Genomic DNA, 18044 nt, shown 5'->3' with positions numbered 1-18044 from the left:
GGCATCCATGACCAGCACAGACAATCAAGCGGCCGTCGCTCCGTCCGGCTCCGAAGGCGGCAAATTATCCAGATGGGTCGTCATCGCAGTCCTATCAGCCCTGCTCCTTGCAGCCTGCATTCTCGGCTATCTCGGCTGGACCAGCACCGATACCAAGGTGCCCGAGGCGGGCTATGTCGCGCTCGTGATCGGCGTCGTGTTCTCGCTCCTTGTCGGCGCCGGCCTGATGGCATTGGTGTTCTACAGCAGCCGCAAGGGCTATGATGAGCCGGTGGTGATCATCTCCGAGCCGGACAGCGATCCGGAGGACGGACGCGGCACGCCGCGCTGACGGAACATCGACACATGATTGCGGCGCGGAACTGGGCTGCGCCGCCGCCTCTTGGATTCACCCTTAATGAAGGGCTAGTTCAGACTTGATCCGGAATGCTGGAAAGGCCTCGGTGTCAATCGAGGCCTTTTTTCGTGACCGGCGTATTCCGCTGCAATCGTTCGACATGAAGCCATACGATCTCAGAGCCTGGTTCCTGGTGCTTCCTGCGCTGGTCATCGTGACCTTCGTCGGAATCCTGCCCCTGATCGCCGTTACCAATTATTCCTTCCAGGACCTGTTCAGCCTGAACAACCCCTATTGGGTCGGCGTCGACTGGTATCGGAACATCGTCACCTCGGAGCGCTTCTACGCCAGCCTCGGACGCAGCTTCCTGTTCTCGGCGATCGTTTTGTCGATCCAGGTGCCGCTCGGCATCGGGATCGCGCTGCTGCTGCAACGCTCCAGCCAGGTCATCGTCTCGACGGTCCTCGTTCTGATCACCGTGCCGCTGGTGGTGCCCTGGAACATGATCCCGGTGATCTGGCTCAACTTCATCAATCCCAATGCCGGTCTCGCCGGCAAGATGCTGGCGTGGCTGGGCATCGGCTTCGACTACAAGTTCAACGCCTTGCACACCTGGATCGTGCTGGTGGTGATGGACACCTGGCACTGGCTGGGGCTGGTCGTCGTGCTGGCCTATGCCGGCATCTCCAGCATTCCGGCAGCCTACTACCAGGCCGCGGCCATCGACGCCGCGTCGCAATGGCAGGTGTTTCGCTTCATTCAGCTGCCGAAAATGAAGACCGTGCTGTCGATGGCCGTGCTGCTGCGATTCATGGACAGTTTCATGATCTATATCGAGGCCTTCCGCATCAATGCAGGAGGCCCCGACAGCGCAACCGCCTTTCTCAGTCTCGACCTCGGCGAGGAGATCCTGTCCTTCAACTACGGACCATCAGCAGCGCGCTCGATTGTCTACTTCCTGATCGTGCTCACGGTGGCATGGACCTTCAAGGCGGCCATGAGCGCCGGGGCAACCGCCACGGCGCCGACCGAGGAGCCCATCACGTGAAGTCGTCGCCATCGTGGGGGCGTATCGCCCTGTTTGCCGTGATCGGCGTCTTCATCCTTGTGCCGCTGGCGCAGACGATCATCACCAGCTTCGTCTCGACGCTGCCAAGAGCGGGGATCGCGGAGGGGCACTTCAGCCTCGTCAACTACCAGAACATCCTGCATTCAACCGCTCTGAAGGACTCGATCGTCAACTCCATCATCTACGTCGTGCTGAATGTCGCGCTATGCCTCGGCGTCGGGCTGCCGGCCGCCTATGCGTTCGCGCGCTACAGCTTCGCCGGCGATCGCCAGCTCTTCTTCCTGCTGCTGGTATTCCGGATCACGCCGACCGTCGTGCTTTCGCTGCCGATATTCGTGCTGTTCGCTCAAATCGGCCTTGCCAATACGCCTGTCGGCATCGCGCTGGTCCACTGCGTCTTCAACATTCCGATCTCGATCTGGATCCTGGAGGGTTTTATCTCCGCGGTGCCGCGCGAGTTCGACGAGACGGCGTTCCTGGACGGCCATTCGCTACCGAGCTTCTTCTTTCGCCACCTCGTTCCGGCGATTGCGCCTGGCATCGGCGTCGCCGCGTTCTTCTGCTTCATCTTCTCCTGGGTGGAGGTGGTGCTGGCCCGCATCCTGACCACCACCGGTGGCAAGCCGATCACCATGGCCATCAACGGCCTGTTCGGTTTTCGAACCGATTTCGGCCTTGTCATGGCGATGACGGTGCTCGCCGTCGTGCCGGGAATCGCGATGATCTATTTCGTGCGCAATCACCTCGCGAAGGGTTTTGTGATCCGGACGTAATCGGGACACCACGCGCCGGGCGCAGTGTGCTGCAAGAGCACACTTGCTCGGGTCTAGCCGGCTCCGCCATCTAACCGATTGAAACATTTGAATTGTCTCTCCCGCTTGGCACCGGCCCTCCAACTCGCCTTCAAGTTGTTGTTTCGTTCGCAAGAGACCTCTGTTGCATGCCGGCGTGTGCGAATGCATTTCGCTTCGTGTCGCCTCGTTGGCCGTCCGTTGACGAGATTGAGGCAAATGATACGATTCAAACCGTGCCCGGCCTCGTCGATCGAACCGGGCGCTGGAATGAAGGCGTGAGGGCCGGCCCTGTCGTGCCAAGCATCGCACGTACGTCCTGTCCTTCATGCGTCCCGCACGCGGAAACAAGAAACGGTAACGGCGCGCATTGCCGCATCGGGGCAGCCTATTGGAGGATGAGGTAAAGTACCGGGGAGCCCCGCTTCGGCTCGGACTTGAGTTCGTGCTTGGGCTTGGCGGCGGCATGGTCTACCGACATGAACCTTTCATCGTTTATGGGCACCGGCTGGGCCCACGGTCCGCAGGTTCTTTGCGACGAAGAAGGGATTCTGCTGTGCCGCACCTCCCGCGAACGCATTGACGGTGAACGGCAGATCGTGCTGGCCGTCGTTCCGGCCGCCGAGCATCCAAGCCCGCAAAGCCTCGATCGGCTGGCTCACGAATTTGCGCTGAAGGACGAACTGGACAGTGCGTGGGCGGCGAGGCCGCTCGAGCTGCTGCAGGATCACGGCCGTACCATTCTCGTGCTCGAGGATCGCGGCGGCGAGCCGCTGACCTGGCTGATGGACGCGCCCATGGAAACGGGCAGTTTCCTGCGCCTCGCGATCCAGATCGCCGCCGCGCTGGGCAAGGTCCATCAACAGGGCCTGGTGCACAAGGATATCAAACCGGCAAATATCCTGGTGAGCCGCGACAAGGACAGTGTGCATCTCACCGGCTTCGGCTTCGCAACGCGCCGCCCACGCGAACGACTGTCGGCAGCTGTGCACGAGCAGATCGCCGGTACGTTCGCTTACATGTCTCCCGAGCAGACGGGGCGCATGAACCGCTCGATCGACTCCCGGAGTGATCTCTACTCGCTCGGCGTCACGTTCTACCAGATGGTCACCGGCTCGCTTCCATTCGCTGCGAACGATCCGATGGAATGGGTGCATTGTCACGTCGCAAGGGAGCCCGACGCGCCGGCCAAGCGAAGCGGCGACGTGCCCGGCGCTGTGTCCAGGCTGATCATGAAGCTGCTCTCCAAGATGGCCGAGGAGCGCTACCAGACAGCCGGCGGCGCCGAGAGGGACCTGCAGCATTGCCTTGCCGAATGGGAGCTTCTGCATCGCATCGACGACTTCCCGCTGGGCCAGCACGACACGCCGGACCGGCTCCTCCTTCCCGAGAAATTGTACGGAAGAACGTCCGAGCGCGAGTTGTTGTTCGCTTCGTTCGAACGCATCGTCAAAACCGGCGCGCCGGAGCTTGCGCTGGTCGCGGGATATTCCGGCATCGGAAAGTCTTCTGTCGTCAACGAGCTGCACAAGGTGCTGGTGCCTTCGCACGGCTTGTTTGCCTCAGGCAAATTCGACCAGCATAAACGCGACATTCCCTACGCCACACTCGCCAAGGCATTCCAGGGCCTTATCCGTCCCCTTCTCGGCAAACGCGAAGCCGAGCTGAACGAGTGGCGTCAGGCCCTGCTCAGCGCGCTTGGCCCGAACGGACAGCTCGTCGTGGATCTGATCCCGGAGCTAAAGGCCGTCATCGGCGAGCAGCCGCCTGTTCCTGACCTGCCGCTCCAACACGCGCAAAGCCGCTTTCACCGCGTGATCGAGCAGTTCATCGGCGTTTTTGCGCGGGCCGAACATCCCGTTGTGCTGTTCCTCGATGATTTGCAATGGCTCGATATGGCGACGTTCGAGCTGCTTGAGGATATCCTGACCCGGTCAGAGCTGAAGCACCTGATGCTGATCGGCGCCTACCGGGACAACGAGGTGGATTCCGCTCATCCCGTTATGCGGATGCGTGAGGCGATCAAGGCGCGCGGACGACGGGTGGTGGAGATCACGCTCGCGCCGTTCGGTCGCAAGCATCTCGGCCAGTTGCTCGCGGACACGCTTCGGTGCGAGCCGAGGCACGCCGCCCCGCTGATCCAGCTCGTGCACGAGAAGACGGCAGGCAATCCTTTCTTCGCCATCCAGTTCTTGTTCTCGCTGGTCGACGAAGGCCTGCTCGCTTTCGACCATGAAGCGATCAGCTGGTCCTGGGACCTCGATCGCATTCATGCCAAGCGATACACCGACAACGTCATCGACCTCATGCTGGGGAAGCTCACCCGGCTGCCCGCGGTCACACGCGCGGCGCTGCAACACATGGCCTGTCTTGGAAATGTCGCCGAGGTCACCGTGCTTTCGGTCGTGCTCGGCCTCTCGGAGGAGCAGGTCAATGCCGATCTATGGCCTGCCGTTCGCCAGGAATTCGTGGAGCCGCAAGGCGACACTTACCGATTCGTTCACGATCGGTTTCAAGAGGCCGCCTATGCACTGATTCCGGAGCACGAGCGGGCCGCGACGCATCTGCGCATCGGCCGTTTGTTCGCAGCGAGAGCCGCACCCGATACCGTCGAGGAAGACGTCTTCGAGATCGTCAGCCAGCTCAATCGCGGCAAGGCCTTGATCGCTGCACCCGACGAGCGCGTCCGACTGGCGGAGCTCAATCTGCTGGCTGGCCGCCGCGCCAAGGCCGCGACGGCCTTCGCCATGGCCCACGCCCACTTTGCCGCCGGCGAAGCCATGCTGCCCCTGGATCGCTGGGAGCAACATTACACGCTTAGTTTCACGCTGGCTATCCAGCGCGCCGAGTGCGAATTCCTTGCAGGCGAGCACGCGGCGGCGAATATGCGCCTTGCCGAACTGGCGGAGCGTGCGGCCACCCTGCCCGATCTTGCGGCAGTCACCCGCCTGCGGATGGAGCCAAGCGATCGCGACGTCGAGACCGCGCTCGACTATCTGCGACGCGTCGGTATCGACTGGTCCGCGCATCCAACGCCAGATGAAGTCCAGCGAGAATATCAGCAGATGTGGCAGGCGATCGGTGAACGCCCGATCGAGACCCTGCTCGATCTGCCGCAGATGGCTGATCCTGTCGCGCGCGGAACGATGGACGTCCTTACGGTCCTGGTCTCGCCAGCCTGGTACATCGACGAGGGCTTGCGTCGCCTGATCATCGGACGCATGGCCAATCTCAGCCTGCAATACGGCAACTCCGATGCCTCATGCCTCGCATACATCGTGCTCGGCACCGTGCTCGGCCCCGACTTTGGCAACTATGCTGCCGGCTATCGGTTTGCCCGGCTCGGCCTCGATCTGGTCGAGACGCGCGGACTGGACCGGTTCAAGGCCCGCGTCTATCTCGGCTTCGGCAGCTGGACGCGAGATGTGAGGACAGGCCGCCCCTGGCTGAAGCGCGCCTTCGACGCCGCGCAGCAAGTCGGCGATGTGAACTATGCGAGCTTTACCCGTCATCATCTCTTGACGCATCTTCTCGCCTGCGGCGATCCACTAGCCGAAGTGCAGCAGGAGGCCGAGGCGGGGCTCGACTTCGCACGCATGGCGCGCGTCGATCTTGCAGCGGACCGAATTATCGGGCAGTTGCAGCTCATCCGCTCGCTGCGCGGACTCACAGCGAAATTCGGCGGCTTCGATGGAGCCGACTTCAACGAGGCGCAGTTTGAACGTCGTCTCGAGACGGAGCCGTACCTGGAGCAGGCGGGATTCTGGTACTGGACCCGCAAGCTGCAGGCACGCGTGCTTGCCAACGATCCCGCCGCCCCCGCCGCTGCAGAAGAGGCCGACAAGCTCTTGTGGACATCGAAAGCCCTGTTCGATCGGATTGAGTTTTACTTCTATGCGGCCTTGGCCGAGGCCGCATGTTGCGAGGTCGACGCCCCAGACGAACGAGCCCGGCATTTCGACATACTGACCCGCCACCACCGCGAGCTTCAGCAATTGGCAGAGATCAGCTCGGAGGACTTCGCCGACCGCGCCGCGCTCATCTCGGCTGAAATCGCGCGCATCGAAGGCCGCGAACTCGATGCGATGCGATTCTACGACCGGGCGATTGCCGCGGCGCATGCAAACGGCTTTCCTCAGAATGAGGCCATCGCAAACGAACTCGCCGGACGCTTCTATACGACGCGCGGCTTCGACAAGATCGCCAATGCCTATCTGCGCGATGCCCATTACGGATTTATTCGCTGGGGAGCCGATCAAAAGGTCAGGCAGCTCGAACATCTCTATCCTCGGCTCCACGTCGCCGAAGATACCGGCTCCGGAAGCCGGCTGACCATCCAGCAGATGGACGTCACGACGGTGGTGAAGGCGTCTCAGGCCATCTCGAGTGAAATCGAGTTGCCCAAACTGATCGAGACGCTGATGAAAATCGTGCTGCAGAACGCCGGCGCCGATCGCGGCCTGCTGATCCTGTCACGGCACGACGACTTCCGTATCGAGGCGGAGGGCCAATCCAGAGGCGACCAGTTCACGGTCGCGATGCATCAAACCTCGCTCTCGACACCGGATTGCCCGGAAGCCCTGCTGCGCTACGTCATTCGCGCCCAAAAGCCCCTCATCGTCGACGACGCGACGCGGCCCGATCCGCTCTACGGCGACGACTATGTGCGTCGTCGGCGCCCAAGATCCATACTTTGCCTGCCCCTGCTGAAACAAGCCAAGCTGATCGGCTTGCTGTATCTGGAGAACACGCTGACGACGCACGCCTTCACGCCGGATCGCGTGGCGGTGCTGGACCTGTTGGCGGCACAAGCGGCAATTTCACTGGAGAATACGCTGCTCTATCGCGACCTTCAGGAGCGCGAGGCACGCATCCGCCGGCTCGTCGATTCCAACATTATCGGCATCCTGTTCTGGGACGGCAGTGGCGACATCAACTACGCCAACGATGCCTTCCTGAGCATGACCGGATATTCCAGGCAGGACCTGGTCGCGAACGCAATCCGCTGGAGCGACATGACTCCCGCGGAATATCGCGACGAAGACGCGCAGCGGATCGAACAGCTCAGGACATCGGGTAAGATCGCCTCGCGGGAAAAGGAGTTCATCAGGAAAGATGGCAGCCGCGTACCTGTTCTCATCGGGTCCGCCTCGCTGGCCGCATCGTCCGATCAATGCGTCTCGTTCGTGCTCGACCTCACCGCGCGCAAGCAGGCCGAGGAAAAATACCGCCTGCTCATGGAGCAAGCACATGACGCGATCCTGGTTCTCGACCAAAGCGGCGTGGTGATCGAGGCAAATCGAATAGCTGGTGCGATGCTGGGGCGCGCTCGGGAGCAGATCATCGGCCTGCCGTTCCGATCCATCCTCGTTCCTGCCGACGCGACAGCGATCGCTCGCTTGCTGGCGCCGGATTCGACAGGCCTGCTGCAGCTTCGCCTGGATGGCGCCGACGACAAGGGCCTTGATCTCGAAATGTCTGCCGCTCACGTCTCGACGGGCGGCCAGGAGCTGATCATCGTGATCGGGCGCGACATCAGCCAGCGTCTGCGCCTCGAGCAGCAGCTGCGCCAGGCGCAGAAGATGGACGCGGTCGGCCAGCTCACCGGTGGCGTCGCCCATGATTTCAACAACATCCTGACTGTCATCACCGGAACGATCCAGATCCTGATCGACGATCTTGCGGCTCAGCCCGATCTTCTCGCGATTGCGCACATGATCGACGACGCCGCCACGCGCGGTGCCGATCTGACCATGCAGCTCCTAGCATTCGCGCGCCGGCAGCCCCTGCAGCCCCGCAACGTCGACGTCAACAATCTCATTGCCGATACCGCGAAGCTGTTGCGACCAACGCTGGGCGAGCACATCGAGGTCGGCTCCACGCTGCAGGACGATTGCTGGCATGCGCTGATCGATCCGGGCCAGCTCTCGACCGCCCTGATCAACCTGGCCGTCAATGCCCGCGACGCGATGGCAGGCGGAGGCAAAATCTCCTTCGGCACCACGAATGTGAGCTTTGGCCCCGACAATCCCGGCCCGGACGATACGCTCGGCGCCTTCGTCCTGGTCACGGTGAGCGACACCGGCTCGGGCATTCCGCTGGCGATCCGGGACAAGATATTCGAGCCCTTCTTCACGACCAAGGAGCTCGGCAAGGGAACGGGCCTCGGCTTGAGCATGGTGTATGGCTTCCTCAAGCAGTCCGGCGGACACATCAGGATCGACAGCGAAGAAGGATTGGGAACGACCTTCAGCCTGTACCTGCCCCGTTCGGCCCAAGCCGCAGTCTCGGCGAGCGTGGCGACGAAGGGCGAATTGCAGCGCGGCAGCGAGACCATCCTCCTTGTCGAGGACGACGAGCTGGTCCGTAAGTATGTTGAAGCGCAGCTGAAGAGCTTCGGTTACCGCCCGATCGCGGCCGCCAATGGTCCGGAGGCCCTCGCTCTCGTCGACGGGGGCACGGCCTTCGATCTGCTCTTTACCGATGTCGTCATGCCCGGCGGAATGAACGGCCGCGAACTTGCCGATGCCGTTCTGGAGCGGCGACCCGGCCTGCCAGTGCTCTATATGTCGGGCTATCCGGAAGCCGCCATGATGCATGACGGTCGGCTCGACCCTGATATCACCCTGCTGAGCAAGCCGTACCGGCCGGCAGATCTGGCACGTGCCATTCGCCAGGTCCTCGACGCGCAGCCACCGCCCGGCCTCACGCATTGAACCGCAGCGGCCGGCCGTTCCTCGGCTCGCATCCGCGTACGATCTGCCAAATTCAGCCTGCCGACAGATGGATCACGTTCCACGACGCCGGCTTGAGCGTCGTCTGCAATCGTTCCCCATCAAAGGACACATCCCGCAACGGCGCCGGCTTGACCTTGCCTGGATCGTGCTTGGTGTTGGTCGCCTTGAGATCATCATGCCGCAGTTCAAGCCGCTCGCTCACAGTCAGCCGGCCGAAGCGTCTCGCCTCGACGCTCACCTCCATCTCCTGCTTCAAATCTCGATTGAGCAGAAACAGCGACAGGCCGCCATTCTCCGCCGCCACGGCCGCGATTTTCAGATAGGGCACATCAGGCACGGGAAAGTTCTGATCCAGGGTGCCGCGGGGATCGTAATAAGACGAATCATATGTTTCGGACTCCGCTTGGGTGCGCAAGACCTTGCCGCGGCCGAAGCGGGTCATGTGCGCGAACGGAAAGAAGGTGGTCTGGCGCCACGCGCCGCCGCCTGTCTCTGTCATGATCGGTGCGATGACGTTGACGAGTTGTGCGAGGCAGGCAACCCTGACCCGATCGGCGTGATTGAGCAGGGAAATGCAGGCGCCGCCGAAGGCGAGCGCATCCTCCATCGTGTAGATTTCCTCGAGGATCGGCGGCGCCACCGGCCAGCCTTCCTTGACCCGGTCGGCGCGGTTGCGGCGCGTTCGGTACCAGACGTTCCATTCATCGAAGCTCAGCATCAGGCGCTTGCTGGAACGACGCTTGGCCGCTACCGCGTCGGCGATCGCAACGACTTCGTCGATGAAGCTGTCCATCAGGTCGGGGCTGGCGAGAAACGACGCCGTATCCTGCTTGTAATTGTTCAGATAGGTGTGAAGCGAAATGTACTCGACATGATCGAAGGTGTGCTCGAGGACCGTGTCCTCCCACTGGCCGAAGGTCGGCATGTTGCGCCCGGACGATCCGCATGCCGCCAGCTCGATGGTCGGATCAATCCAACGCATCATCTTGGCAGCTTCGCGCGCGAGCGCACCGTAATCGGCGGCGCTCTTGTGCTCCATCTGCCAGGGCCCGTCGACCTCGTTGCCGAGGCACCACAGCTTCACGCCGTGCGGCTTGTCCCAGCCGTGGCTACGGCGCAGCTCCGACCAGGCCGTGCCGCCCGGATGATTGCAATATTCGACCAGATTGCGCGCGGCATCGCCGCCGCGGGTACCGAGATTGACCGCCATCATCGGCGCGACATCGGCAGCCTTGCACCAGTCCATGAATTCATTGGTGCCAAAGCTGTTCGGCTCGGTGCTGAACCAGGCGAGGTCAAGGCGCGCAGGCCTCGTGTGCTGCGGGCCGACGCCGTCCTCCCAATTGTAGCCCGAGACGAAATTGCCGCCCGGATATCTGATGAGGGTCGGGCCGAGCTCCTTCACCAGGGCGAGCACGTCCTTCCGAAAGCCCCTTTTGTCCGCGCTCGGATGGCCGGGCTCGTAGATGCCGCCATAGACGCATCGCCCGAGATGCTCGACGAACGCACCGAACAAGCGAGGGTCGGTGTGACCGATGGCGAAGTCTCGGTCGATCAGAACTCTGGCTTTCCTCATGCTCTTCTCTCGGGTGTTCCGGGGCTGATGAGACCGTTCATGCTGGAAGTTGCGTTCGCCGAAACGTTGGCCACCTCAGGTAATAGCACGGCTTCGCGCAATTGGTACGTATAGGGATGCCGCGGCGCCTTCAGCACGTCTCGCGCATCGCCGCTTTCGACGACGCTGCCCTTCTGCATGATCATGATACGATCGCTGATGTAGTAGGCGGTCGCCAGATCATGCGTGACATAGATGATCGATATCCCCAACTCGTCCCGCAACGTCCTGAACAGATTGACAATCGACATGCGCAAGGACGCATCGATCATGGAGACCGGCTCGTCCGCCACGATTAATTTCGGCTCGGCCAGCAGCGCACGGGCAATCGCGACCCGTTGAAGCTGTCCGCCGGACAGTTCGTGCGGGTGTCGGCCGCTCACCTCCCTAAGCGACAAGCCCACCTTGTGCAGCGCGGCATCCACGGCCTCCGCAGTCGTACTCCCACCTGCCGTCCCAGCAAATCGAAGTCGGGTCATAAGCAGATACCGTTCAACCCGCTTCAGCGGATTGAAGGATTCAAACGGGTTCTGAAAGATCGGCTGTACCCTATGCATGAAAGCCAGCCGACCGGCACTGCCGTTGATGGTCGCGAGGTCGGTGCCGTCGAGCAGCAGCCTGCCGCTGGTCGGCGTCTCCATGTTCAGAATCATCCGGGCAAGCGTCGTCTTGCCGCTGCCGGATTCGCCGATGATCGCCAAGATCTCCGGCCGCCGGGCGGCGAGCTGCAAGCTCACCTTGTTCACCGCAACGATCTTCTCCCGCGAGAGCAGCCTTCCGCGGACGAAGGTCTTGCTGACCTCCCTAACGTCGAGCAGCAGATCATTCATGCCGGGTCGTCCCCGTTGACCGCGAAGCATGCAACGCGATGCCCGGAGCGAGCTTCACGCATGACAGGAACTTTGCGGCTGCAAATCTCGCTTGCAAGCGGACAGCGCGGGTGGAATCGGCAACCCGACGGGGGATCGGCAAGATTTGGCGGGGCACCTCCAAGCCCTGTGCGCGGCGCATCCTCGCCGATCCGCGGAAGGCTCGAGATGAGGTTCTTGGTGTAAGGATGCAGCGGATTACCGAAGATCTCCGCGGTCGCGGCCTCCTCGACGAGGCGCCCGGCATACATGATGGCGAGACGATCGGTGATATGCGCGTGCACGCCCATGTCATGCGTGACGAACAGGACCGACGAGCCGGTCTCGCGTTGAATACCGCGGATCATGCCCAGGACCTCCTTCTGCACCACCACGTCGAGCGCGGTGGTCGGCTCATCGGCGATGATAAATCCGGGACGGCAGATCGTTGCGAGCGCAAGCGTGGCGCGTTGCCGCATCCCTCCCGAGAGCTCGTGGGGAAAGGCTGAAAGCACCGAAGGATCCAGTCTGACGCGAGCCAGATGGGCGACCACCTGCTGCTCGAACTGCTTTCGGCTGCCCCCGATATGCGGATAGGCGAAATCGATGAACGAGGATCCGATACGACGCACCGGGTTCAGTACGTTCATCGAACCCTGCATGATGTAGGACAGGTGCCGCCAGCGAATCCGCTCCACCATCGCCCGCGGCGCACGGTGCAATCCGCCATAGCCGGGCAGGAACGCAAACTCCATGCTGCCGCCGACGATCTCGAGCGGAGGCTTGATCGCGCCGGCAATGCTCTTGATCAGCGTGGTCTTGCCCGAGCTCGATTCCCCGGCGAGACCATAGATCTCGCCGCGGCGCACCGTGAAGCTGACACCGTCAACCGCCCGGATGCCACGCCTGACGCCGGCATGGCTGGTCCGATAATAGGCTTGCAGGTCGCGAACCACGAGAAGCGGCTGGACATCCTGATCGCCGTGCGGCTGCGCCACGCTCGCGAGCATCACGACGCCTCTCCAGTGCTCCAGAGGCGGCTTCTCGGATCGATATGGGCGTTCACCGAGACCGCGAGCAGGAAGAGTCCGATGAACGCCATGATCACCGCGATGGTCGGAAAGGCGATCCACCACCAGATGCCCGCCACCATCGCGGTGTGCTGGTTGGCCCAATAGATCATGCCGCCGATCGTCGGGGTGTTGATGTCGGTGAAGCCGAGCACGGCAAGCGTCACCTCGAGCCCGATCGACCACACCATGTTGTTCATGGTCGTGGAGAACAGGATCGGTACGACATAAGGCAGATGCTCCTCGGTCAGGATCTGCCAGGTGCTCATCCCGGAAAACAGGCTGGTCTGGGTGAACTCGCGGTGCCGCAGGCTCATCACCACCGAGCGGATCAGCCGCGCATCGTAAGCCCAGCCGAAGCAGGCCATGATCAGCGCCAGCATCAGCCAGGAGATCCGGTCGCGCATCACGAAATAGAACAGCACCAGGATCGGCAGCAGCGGGATGACAATGAAGGTATCGTTCACGGACATCAGGGCGCGGTCGATCCAGCCGCCCTTGTAGCCGCTGATGAGCCCGACCGCGAGCGCGAGCAGGCGGCTGACCAGGGCCACCGTGCCGCCAAACAGCAATGTGTTGCGGATGGCGAAGCTCACCTGCCAGAACACGTCCTGGCCGCGCGACGTCGTGCCGAACCAGTACGTCGACGACGGTGGCAAGTCGGGCGGCACCACATAGACGCTGTCGGGCGGGTATGGCGAAAAACTCGCCAGCATGGACAGCACGAGGACGATGGCGACCAGCACGAGCCCGATCCGGAATTCGGCCCTGTAGCGCAGGAGGTCGCGGAGGAAGACGACCATCAGCTGACCTTCACTCGGGGATCGAGCAGCGGGTACAGAAGATCGATCGCGAGCACGCCAACCGATACGCCGAGGATCGAGATGGTGGTGACGCCGAGCACCAGGCCGTAGTCACCAGCATAGACGGCATCGACCAGGAGCGAGCCGAGACCCGGATAGCCGAACACCTTTTCGGTGATCACGGCACCGTTGAAGATTCCGCCGAGCGACATCGCAAGGCCGGTGACCTGCGGCACCAGCGCGTTGCGCATCACATAGGATGTCAGGATGCGCGAGGACTTGACGCCGGCAAGCTCGGCATAGACGACATAATCCTCGGCAAGGACATTGGCGACCAGCGAACGCATGCCGAGGAACCAGCTGCCCACGCCGATCAGGATCAGCGAGAGCGCCGGCAGGATCGCGTGCTGCAGCACGCTCCCAACGAATTCGACCGTCAGGGTCTGCGGCAGGTCCATCGCCGACCCGCCGCTGATCGGGAGCACCGGCCAGATGAAGCCGAACAGGATCAGCAGCAGCATGGCCAGGATGTAATAGGGGATCGGATGAAGGCCCATGGCAATCACCCCCATCAGCTTCAGCCCGCGGCTCTGCCGGTAATAGCCGGCAAGTCCCCCCAGCAGGTTTCCAAGCACCCAGGCGATGAGGGTTGAAACCGCCAGCAGTCCCGCGGTCCAGGGCAGCGCGCGTCCGATCAGGGTGCCGACGGGGGTCGGAAAGGCCGACATCGAGGGACCGAAATCGGCGCTCAGAATGCGCTTCCAGAATGTCAGATATTGTTCGACGGGCGTACCGCCAAGACCATAGAGCTCGCGCAGGGAGCGGCGCATCTGTTCGATTGCATCAGGCGCGGTATTGCCAAACGACGTCACCGCCGAGATCGATTGCTCGACGGGATCGATCGGCGAGGCATGCGTGACGACGTAGGCGATGTTGATGCCGATGAAGACAACGAGCAGGAATTGCGCGAGGCGGCGGCCAACATAGCCGGCGTACCCGCTCATGGCAGCACCCGGGACGCTCGACAAGGTCGTTGCGGGCACTGCCGGATCATCGCTGACTAGTTTGCCGGCTTCAGCCGAACGAACATGTAACGCGAGTTGCCCCAGTTCGGCACGGGATTGGTGTAAGGGTTCTCCGCAGTCGGAAAGCCGGTCCAGTAGGTCTGGTCCATCGCAGTGAACACGTTGTAGGCCATCAACGGAATGGTCGGCATCTCCTTCACCGCGAGCTTGACGTAGTCCTTGCCGAGCTCGATCGATTTGGGATCATCGAAGCCGACGGTGCGGATCTCCTCGATGATCTTGTCGAGGGCGGGACTGGACCAGCGCTGCCAGTTGCGCAGCGGCTGCGGCTTGCCCGGCTCGGCGACGAACTGCGAATGCCAGCTGTCGAGGAAGTAGGACAGGTCCGGGTGGCCGCCCAATGTCTCGACACTCCAGCCGATGAAGGTGTCGAAATCGCCGGCCGCCCGCCGCGTCGGCAACGTGCCCTGCGCGACGTCGATCTTGGCGTCGATGCCCGCCTGCTTCCACAGCTGCACGATCATCGTTCCGGCCCGCGTCATCACCGGACGCAAATCGCCCTCGACCATGACGCGGACGGTGAAGGGCTTTCCGTCAGGCGTGATCCAGGCACCGCCGCGCTTGCTGAAGCCGGCCTTCTCCAGAAGCTCCTGCGCTGCTTGCGGATCGGTTTTCCACCAACCCCGGCCGAACGCCTTGGCGATCTCCGCCGGATCGGTCGGGATCTGTTCGCCCATCGACGGCCGCAGCATGTCGGCAATCTGCTTGCCGATGGTCGGGTCGTACGGCTTGATCTTGCGCTTGCCGGTGTCGAGCTCGAAGCTCTTGAGCCAGTCTTCCAGCGGCGCGTGATAGGTGGCCGGATGGGTTCCAGTCGGCGGCACGCCGATCGCCGAGATGGTGGCAGCGCCGCGATAGGCCGCCATTGCCACGGCCTTGATGTCGATCAACAGCGCCAACGCCCAGCGCACATCAGGATTCTTGAAGTTCTCATTCTGCGTGTTGAAGATGACAGCGGGAAGCGTCGGATCGGGGTGGCCATAGGGGAATCCCTTGAACCAGGCCCGCGTCGTCTTGCTCTGCTTGGCAAGCGCAAACATGCCCTCCGGCGCGATGTCGTGGATCACGTCGAGTTCGTGGTTGAGCTGCGCGATCACCCGCTTGTCCGGCGGACCGGGGTCGACATAAGCGAGATATTTGGGGCCGGGCTTGCCGAAGCGCGCCAGCGTTGTGCGCTGCCAGTCATCGCGAAGCTGCCAGATGTACCATTTGCCATCAGGGTCGTAGCTGTGCAGCACATAGGCGCCCAGCGAGACCGGCTTGTTGAAATCGAATTTGAGGGGATCCTCGACCTTGTCGAAGACGTGCTTGGGCAGGATCCATATCGCGCCCCAGCGCACCGTGAAATTGGTGTGGAAGCGCGAATTAGGCTTCTTGAGCTTGAACACGACGGTTTGGGCGTCCGTCGCCTCGACGGAGGCGACATTGCTCGCCAGCACCGCGCTGAAGCGCATGGCCGGATGCTTGATCTGGGTCGTCACGGTTGCGACGACGTCGTCGGCCGTGAACTCGACGCCATCGCTCCAGAAGATGCCGCTGCGCAGCTTGACCGTCATTTCGGTGAAGTCGGCGTTGTATTGCGGCTTGTCGGCGGCCAGCGAGTTGTCCCAGGCGCCGTCGAGACCGTTCTCGGGATCGATGTACCAGAGCGTATCAAGCGCGACCTGCTGCAGCCCATTGGACTGCGAGCTGGCATTGATCACCCAGATGTTGAACCAGCCGGCGTTCTTGACGGTGCCCTCAGGGTTTTCGAGGATCAGCAGATCCTTCCGCGGGATGTTTTGCGGAATTCCCTGCGCATGGCTCGGTTCCACCGATGCGAACAGCAGCGATCCCAGTACACAAGCGGCCAGCAGCAATGCATTGATGCAGCGCATGATGTCCTCCGGCACATTTCCGTCCCGACGCCCGTTTTGACGCGATGCTAGAGGCGCCGGAGTCGCGCGACAACAGGAATTTTGGGAATGGTAGCGATGGCCGATCGCTGCGGCCCTCAAACACCTCAAGCGCATCTGAAAGACGCGCCTCTAGGTTCTCGCGGCGCGTTTCGCCCGAGTTTTGCCTGGTGATGTCCCCCTCAAAACCGAGAGGGCGCAGGGAAGACCGGGTGCCGACCTCGCACCCGCGGTCCGCTGCGCGAAGATGTAGCGCAGGAAGAACCGCACAGCAGCATACATGTGTGGCCAACACTCGGCCTTCCCTGCGCGATGGTTTGACGGCTTATGCCGTGCTCCCCCGGGAGCCGATTGTCCTTCTGGCCTCCCTCGCCCCGCGAATTGGCGATGCGCTTCGCCCGGTTGGGCTCGGCCACACCTCCGCGACAGGCTTGACCGTAGCAACGACGGCCAGGACCACACGGTTTTGCCGTACGCACCGTACGCCTGCGCCACAGGGTTCGATGGCATCGTGCACGTAGCCATCGAAATGTTGGCGAGACGAACCTGACAGCGCCGTTCGTCCGCGCGCGGTTTCGGGCTCACAGGGACTACCCGCCCTGCCCGCACCTCTCGCGCCGACGCTGCCCGCGTCCACCGCAAACCCGGCTCGCGATGCGTGACGACGTACGATCGCCCCTCAAGGATGAGCTGGGATGGGTGAGATATACGACATTTCCGAATTTCGGTAAAGTGGAATATTTTTACGAGGAGGGGTTGACGGGCGTGGCGGGTGTTTTGCCCGACGGGCGCGACAATTTGATACCCCGGCGCAGTGGCATTTTCCGCGCCACAACTGTGGATAATCATGCAGGTAACCCTACACTTTTTCGGCCAGATGCAAACAAATGATGAGTAGCAGTTGGAAAATTGCAGGCTACAAATGACCACTCAAAAAATCGCTAGGCAGATACGGGCAATTCTACGCGCGCAGAAAAGATCAAGCTCCGTTAGGCCAAATCCACCCACGGACTTCCTCACACTCGCGATATCGGCTTCATCGCTGATAGTCGCATTGGGAGCCGCGTACGCCACCTATCAACAAGCTCGAGTGGCCGAGAGAGCATTCGAACTGGATTCGACTTTTCGAGAACTAAGCATTCGGCCACAACTAGCATTCGCGATTGATGCAAATGATATGAGCGTGAAGATTACGAATCTTGGTGGTGGCAGCGCCGTGATTAAGTCCATTGATTTCGATTTCAGGGACCTTCACTTTCACAAGAACGGCGACACTTCGCGGGACACCGACGTAATTGAATTCGTCAATGGTAATAACGGAACAGTTATTGAGCATCTCTTCGGAAATCTAATGGGGCTCAAACAGAGCATGGAGGGCGGACAGCTTCGCATCCTGCTCCAATCGTCGTTCCAAATTCCTGCCACCGGTGCTTTCATTAACCCTTCCGATGGTTTCTTCATTTTTAAAACCGACCAGTCAGGGTTGGATCGCCTAAAAGCTGCGGCTGAAGCGCATTCAGCGGACTACAACGCGTTCACGCGGGGGTTTCTGAGAAACGTCACGGACATGAGACTGACGGTGAGCTATTGCTCGCTTACCGGCAAGCATTGCAACGTTGGACATATGAACACCGGGCTGCAAAAGGCTCCTAGGCTGTGAAGGGCGATGACCACCAGTCGCCTTGCTTTCGCATACCTTTGCAGACGAACGTTGCGAAGCGACGCTGTCAGGATAAAATACTAGGGTTCAGACTCAATTGATCCAATAGGCGACAATGGCGGCGATGTGGACCG

At 61.7% G+C, this 18044-nt stretch carries 11 protein-coding genes; 5 read left to right on the top strand and 6 right to left on the bottom strand.

The features are described 5' to 3' along the window. Positions 1-7 precede the first annotated feature (7 nt). From Q0687_RS22195 to Q0687_RS22180, 4 genes are all read left to right on the top strand, one after another. Positions 8-331, top strand: coding sequence for a hypothetical protein (locus Q0687_RS22195; RefSeq protein WP_298881361.1), 324 nt, complete (start codon positions 8-10; stop codon positions 329-331). 166 nt (positions 332-497) lie between these two features. Continuing rightward, positions 498-1385 carry a sugar ABC transporter permease gene (locus Q0687_RS22190; RefSeq protein WP_298881405.1) on the top strand — a complete coding sequence of 296 codons (888 nt, stop codon included), beginning with the start codon at positions 498-500 and terminating at the stop codon, positions 1383-1385. Next, the gene (locus Q0687_RS22185; RefSeq protein WP_298881358.1) at positions 1382-2179 is read left to right on the top strand and encodes a carbohydrate ABC transporter permease; all 798 of its coding nucleotides are present in this window, start codon (positions 1382-1384) and stop codon (positions 2177-2179) included. Before Q0687_RS22190 ends, Q0687_RS22185 begins: the two co-directional genes overlap by 4 nt. A gap of 497 nt (positions 2180-2676) precedes the next feature. Then, positions 2677-8913, top strand: a complete 6237-nt coding sequence (locus tag Q0687_RS22180; RefSeq protein WP_298881355.1) for an AAA family ATPase — start codon at positions 2677-2679, stop codon at positions 8911-8913. A gap of 52 nt (positions 8914-8965) precedes the next feature. Here Q0687_RS22180 and Q0687_RS22175 read toward each other — a convergent pair whose 3' ends face one another. Genes Q0687_RS22175 through Q0687_RS22150 form a run of 6 tightly spaced genes read right to left on the bottom strand, consistent with a single transcriptional unit; the run spans position 8966 to position 16232 of the window. Next, entirely contained in the window at positions 8966-10510 is a 1545-nt protein-coding gene (locus Q0687_RS22175) for an alpha-N-arabinofuranosidase (protein WP_298881352.1), read from the bottom strand. Beyond that, the gene (locus Q0687_RS22170; RefSeq protein ID WP_298881350.1) at positions 10507-11379 is read right to left on the bottom strand and encodes an ATP-binding cassette domain-containing protein; all 873 of its coding nucleotides are present in this window, start codon (positions 11377-11379) and stop codon (positions 10507-10509) included. The genes Q0687_RS22175 and Q0687_RS22170 overlap by 4 nt, the downstream gene beginning before the upstream one ends. After that, positions 11376-12407, bottom strand: a complete 1032-nt coding sequence (locus tag Q0687_RS22165; RefSeq protein WP_298881403.1) for an ABC transporter ATP-binding protein — start codon at positions 12405-12407, stop codon at positions 11376-11378. The genes Q0687_RS22170 and Q0687_RS22165 overlap by 4 nt, the downstream gene beginning before the upstream one ends. Then, complete coding sequence (locus Q0687_RS22160) at positions 12407-13270, bottom strand: ABC transporter permease (protein ID WP_298881347.1); 864 nt, start codon at positions 13268-13270, stop codon at positions 12407-12409. The genes Q0687_RS22165 and Q0687_RS22160 overlap by 1 nt, the downstream gene beginning before the upstream one ends. Then, the gene (locus tag Q0687_RS22155) at positions 13270-14274 is read right to left on the bottom strand and encodes an ABC transporter permease (protein ID WP_298881344.1); all 1005 of its coding nucleotides are present in this window, start codon (positions 14272-14274) and stop codon (positions 13270-13272) included. Before Q0687_RS22155 ends, Q0687_RS22160 begins: the two co-directional genes overlap by 1 nt. Positions 14275-14330: 56 nt before the next feature. Next, positions 14331-16232, bottom strand: a complete 1902-nt coding sequence (locus Q0687_RS22150; protein WP_298881341.1) for an ABC transporter substrate-binding protein — start codon at positions 16230-16232, stop codon at positions 14331-14333. A 1195-nt stretch (positions 16233-17427) separates the two neighbouring features. On the opposite strand from Q0687_RS22150, the gene Q0687_RS22145 reads away from it, so the two are divergent. Continuing rightward, positions 17428-17910, top strand: a complete 483-nt coding sequence (locus tag Q0687_RS22145) for a hypothetical protein (RefSeq protein ID WP_298881338.1) — start codon at positions 17428-17430, stop codon at positions 17908-17910. Positions 17911-18044: the final 134 nt, after the last annotated feature.

The sequence above is a fragment of the uncultured Bradyrhizobium sp. genome (genome assembly GCF_936928535.1).
GTDB lineage: Bacteria > Pseudomonadota > Alphaproteobacteria > Rhizobiales > Xanthobacteraceae > Bradyrhizobium.
Note: the sequence above shows the minus strand (reverse complement) of the source record. Positions and strands in the feature narration are given on the sequence as shown.

Excerpts from the sequence above, each read along its gene's own strand:
- Q0687_RS22145 (WP_298881338.1), top strand. The coding sequence starts at position 17,428 with ATGAGCGTGAAGATTACGAATCTTGGTGGTGGCAGCGCCGTGATTAAG.
- Q0687_RS22195 (WP_298881361.1), top strand. The coding sequence starts at position 8 with ATGACCAGCACAGACAATCAAGCGGCCGTCGCTCCGTCCGGCTCCGAA.
- Q0687_RS22170 (WP_298881350.1), bottom strand. The coding sequence starts at position 11,379 with ATGAATGATCTGCTGCTCGACGTTAGGGAGGTCAGCAAGACCTTCGTC.
- Q0687_RS22175 (WP_298881352.1), bottom strand. The coding sequence starts at position 10,510 with ATGAGGAAAGCCAGAGTTCTGATCGACCGAGACTTCGCCATCGGTCAC.
- Q0687_RS22160 (WP_298881347.1), bottom strand. The coding sequence starts at position 13,270 with ATGGTCGTCTTCCTCCGCGACCTCCTGCGCTACAGGGCCGAATTCCGG.
- Q0687_RS22155 (WP_298881344.1), bottom strand. The coding sequence starts at position 14,274 with ATGAGCGGGTACGCCGGCTATGTTGGCCGCCGCCTCGCGCAATTCCTG.
- Q0687_RS22180 (WP_298881355.1), top strand. The coding sequence starts at position 2,677 with ATGAACCTTTCATCGTTTATGGGCACCGGCTGGGCCCACGGTCCGCAG.
- Q0687_RS22190 (WP_298881405.1), top strand. The coding sequence starts at position 498 with ATGAAGCCATACGATCTCAGAGCCTGGTTCCTGGTGCTTCCTGCGCTG.
- Q0687_RS22165 (WP_298881403.1), bottom strand. The coding sequence starts at position 12,407 with ATGCTCGCGAGCGTGGCGCAGCCGCACGGCGATCAGGATGTCCAGCCG.
- Q0687_RS22150 (WP_298881341.1), bottom strand. The coding sequence starts at position 16,232 with ATGCGCTGCATCAATGCATTGCTGCTGGCCGCTTGTGTACTGGGATCG.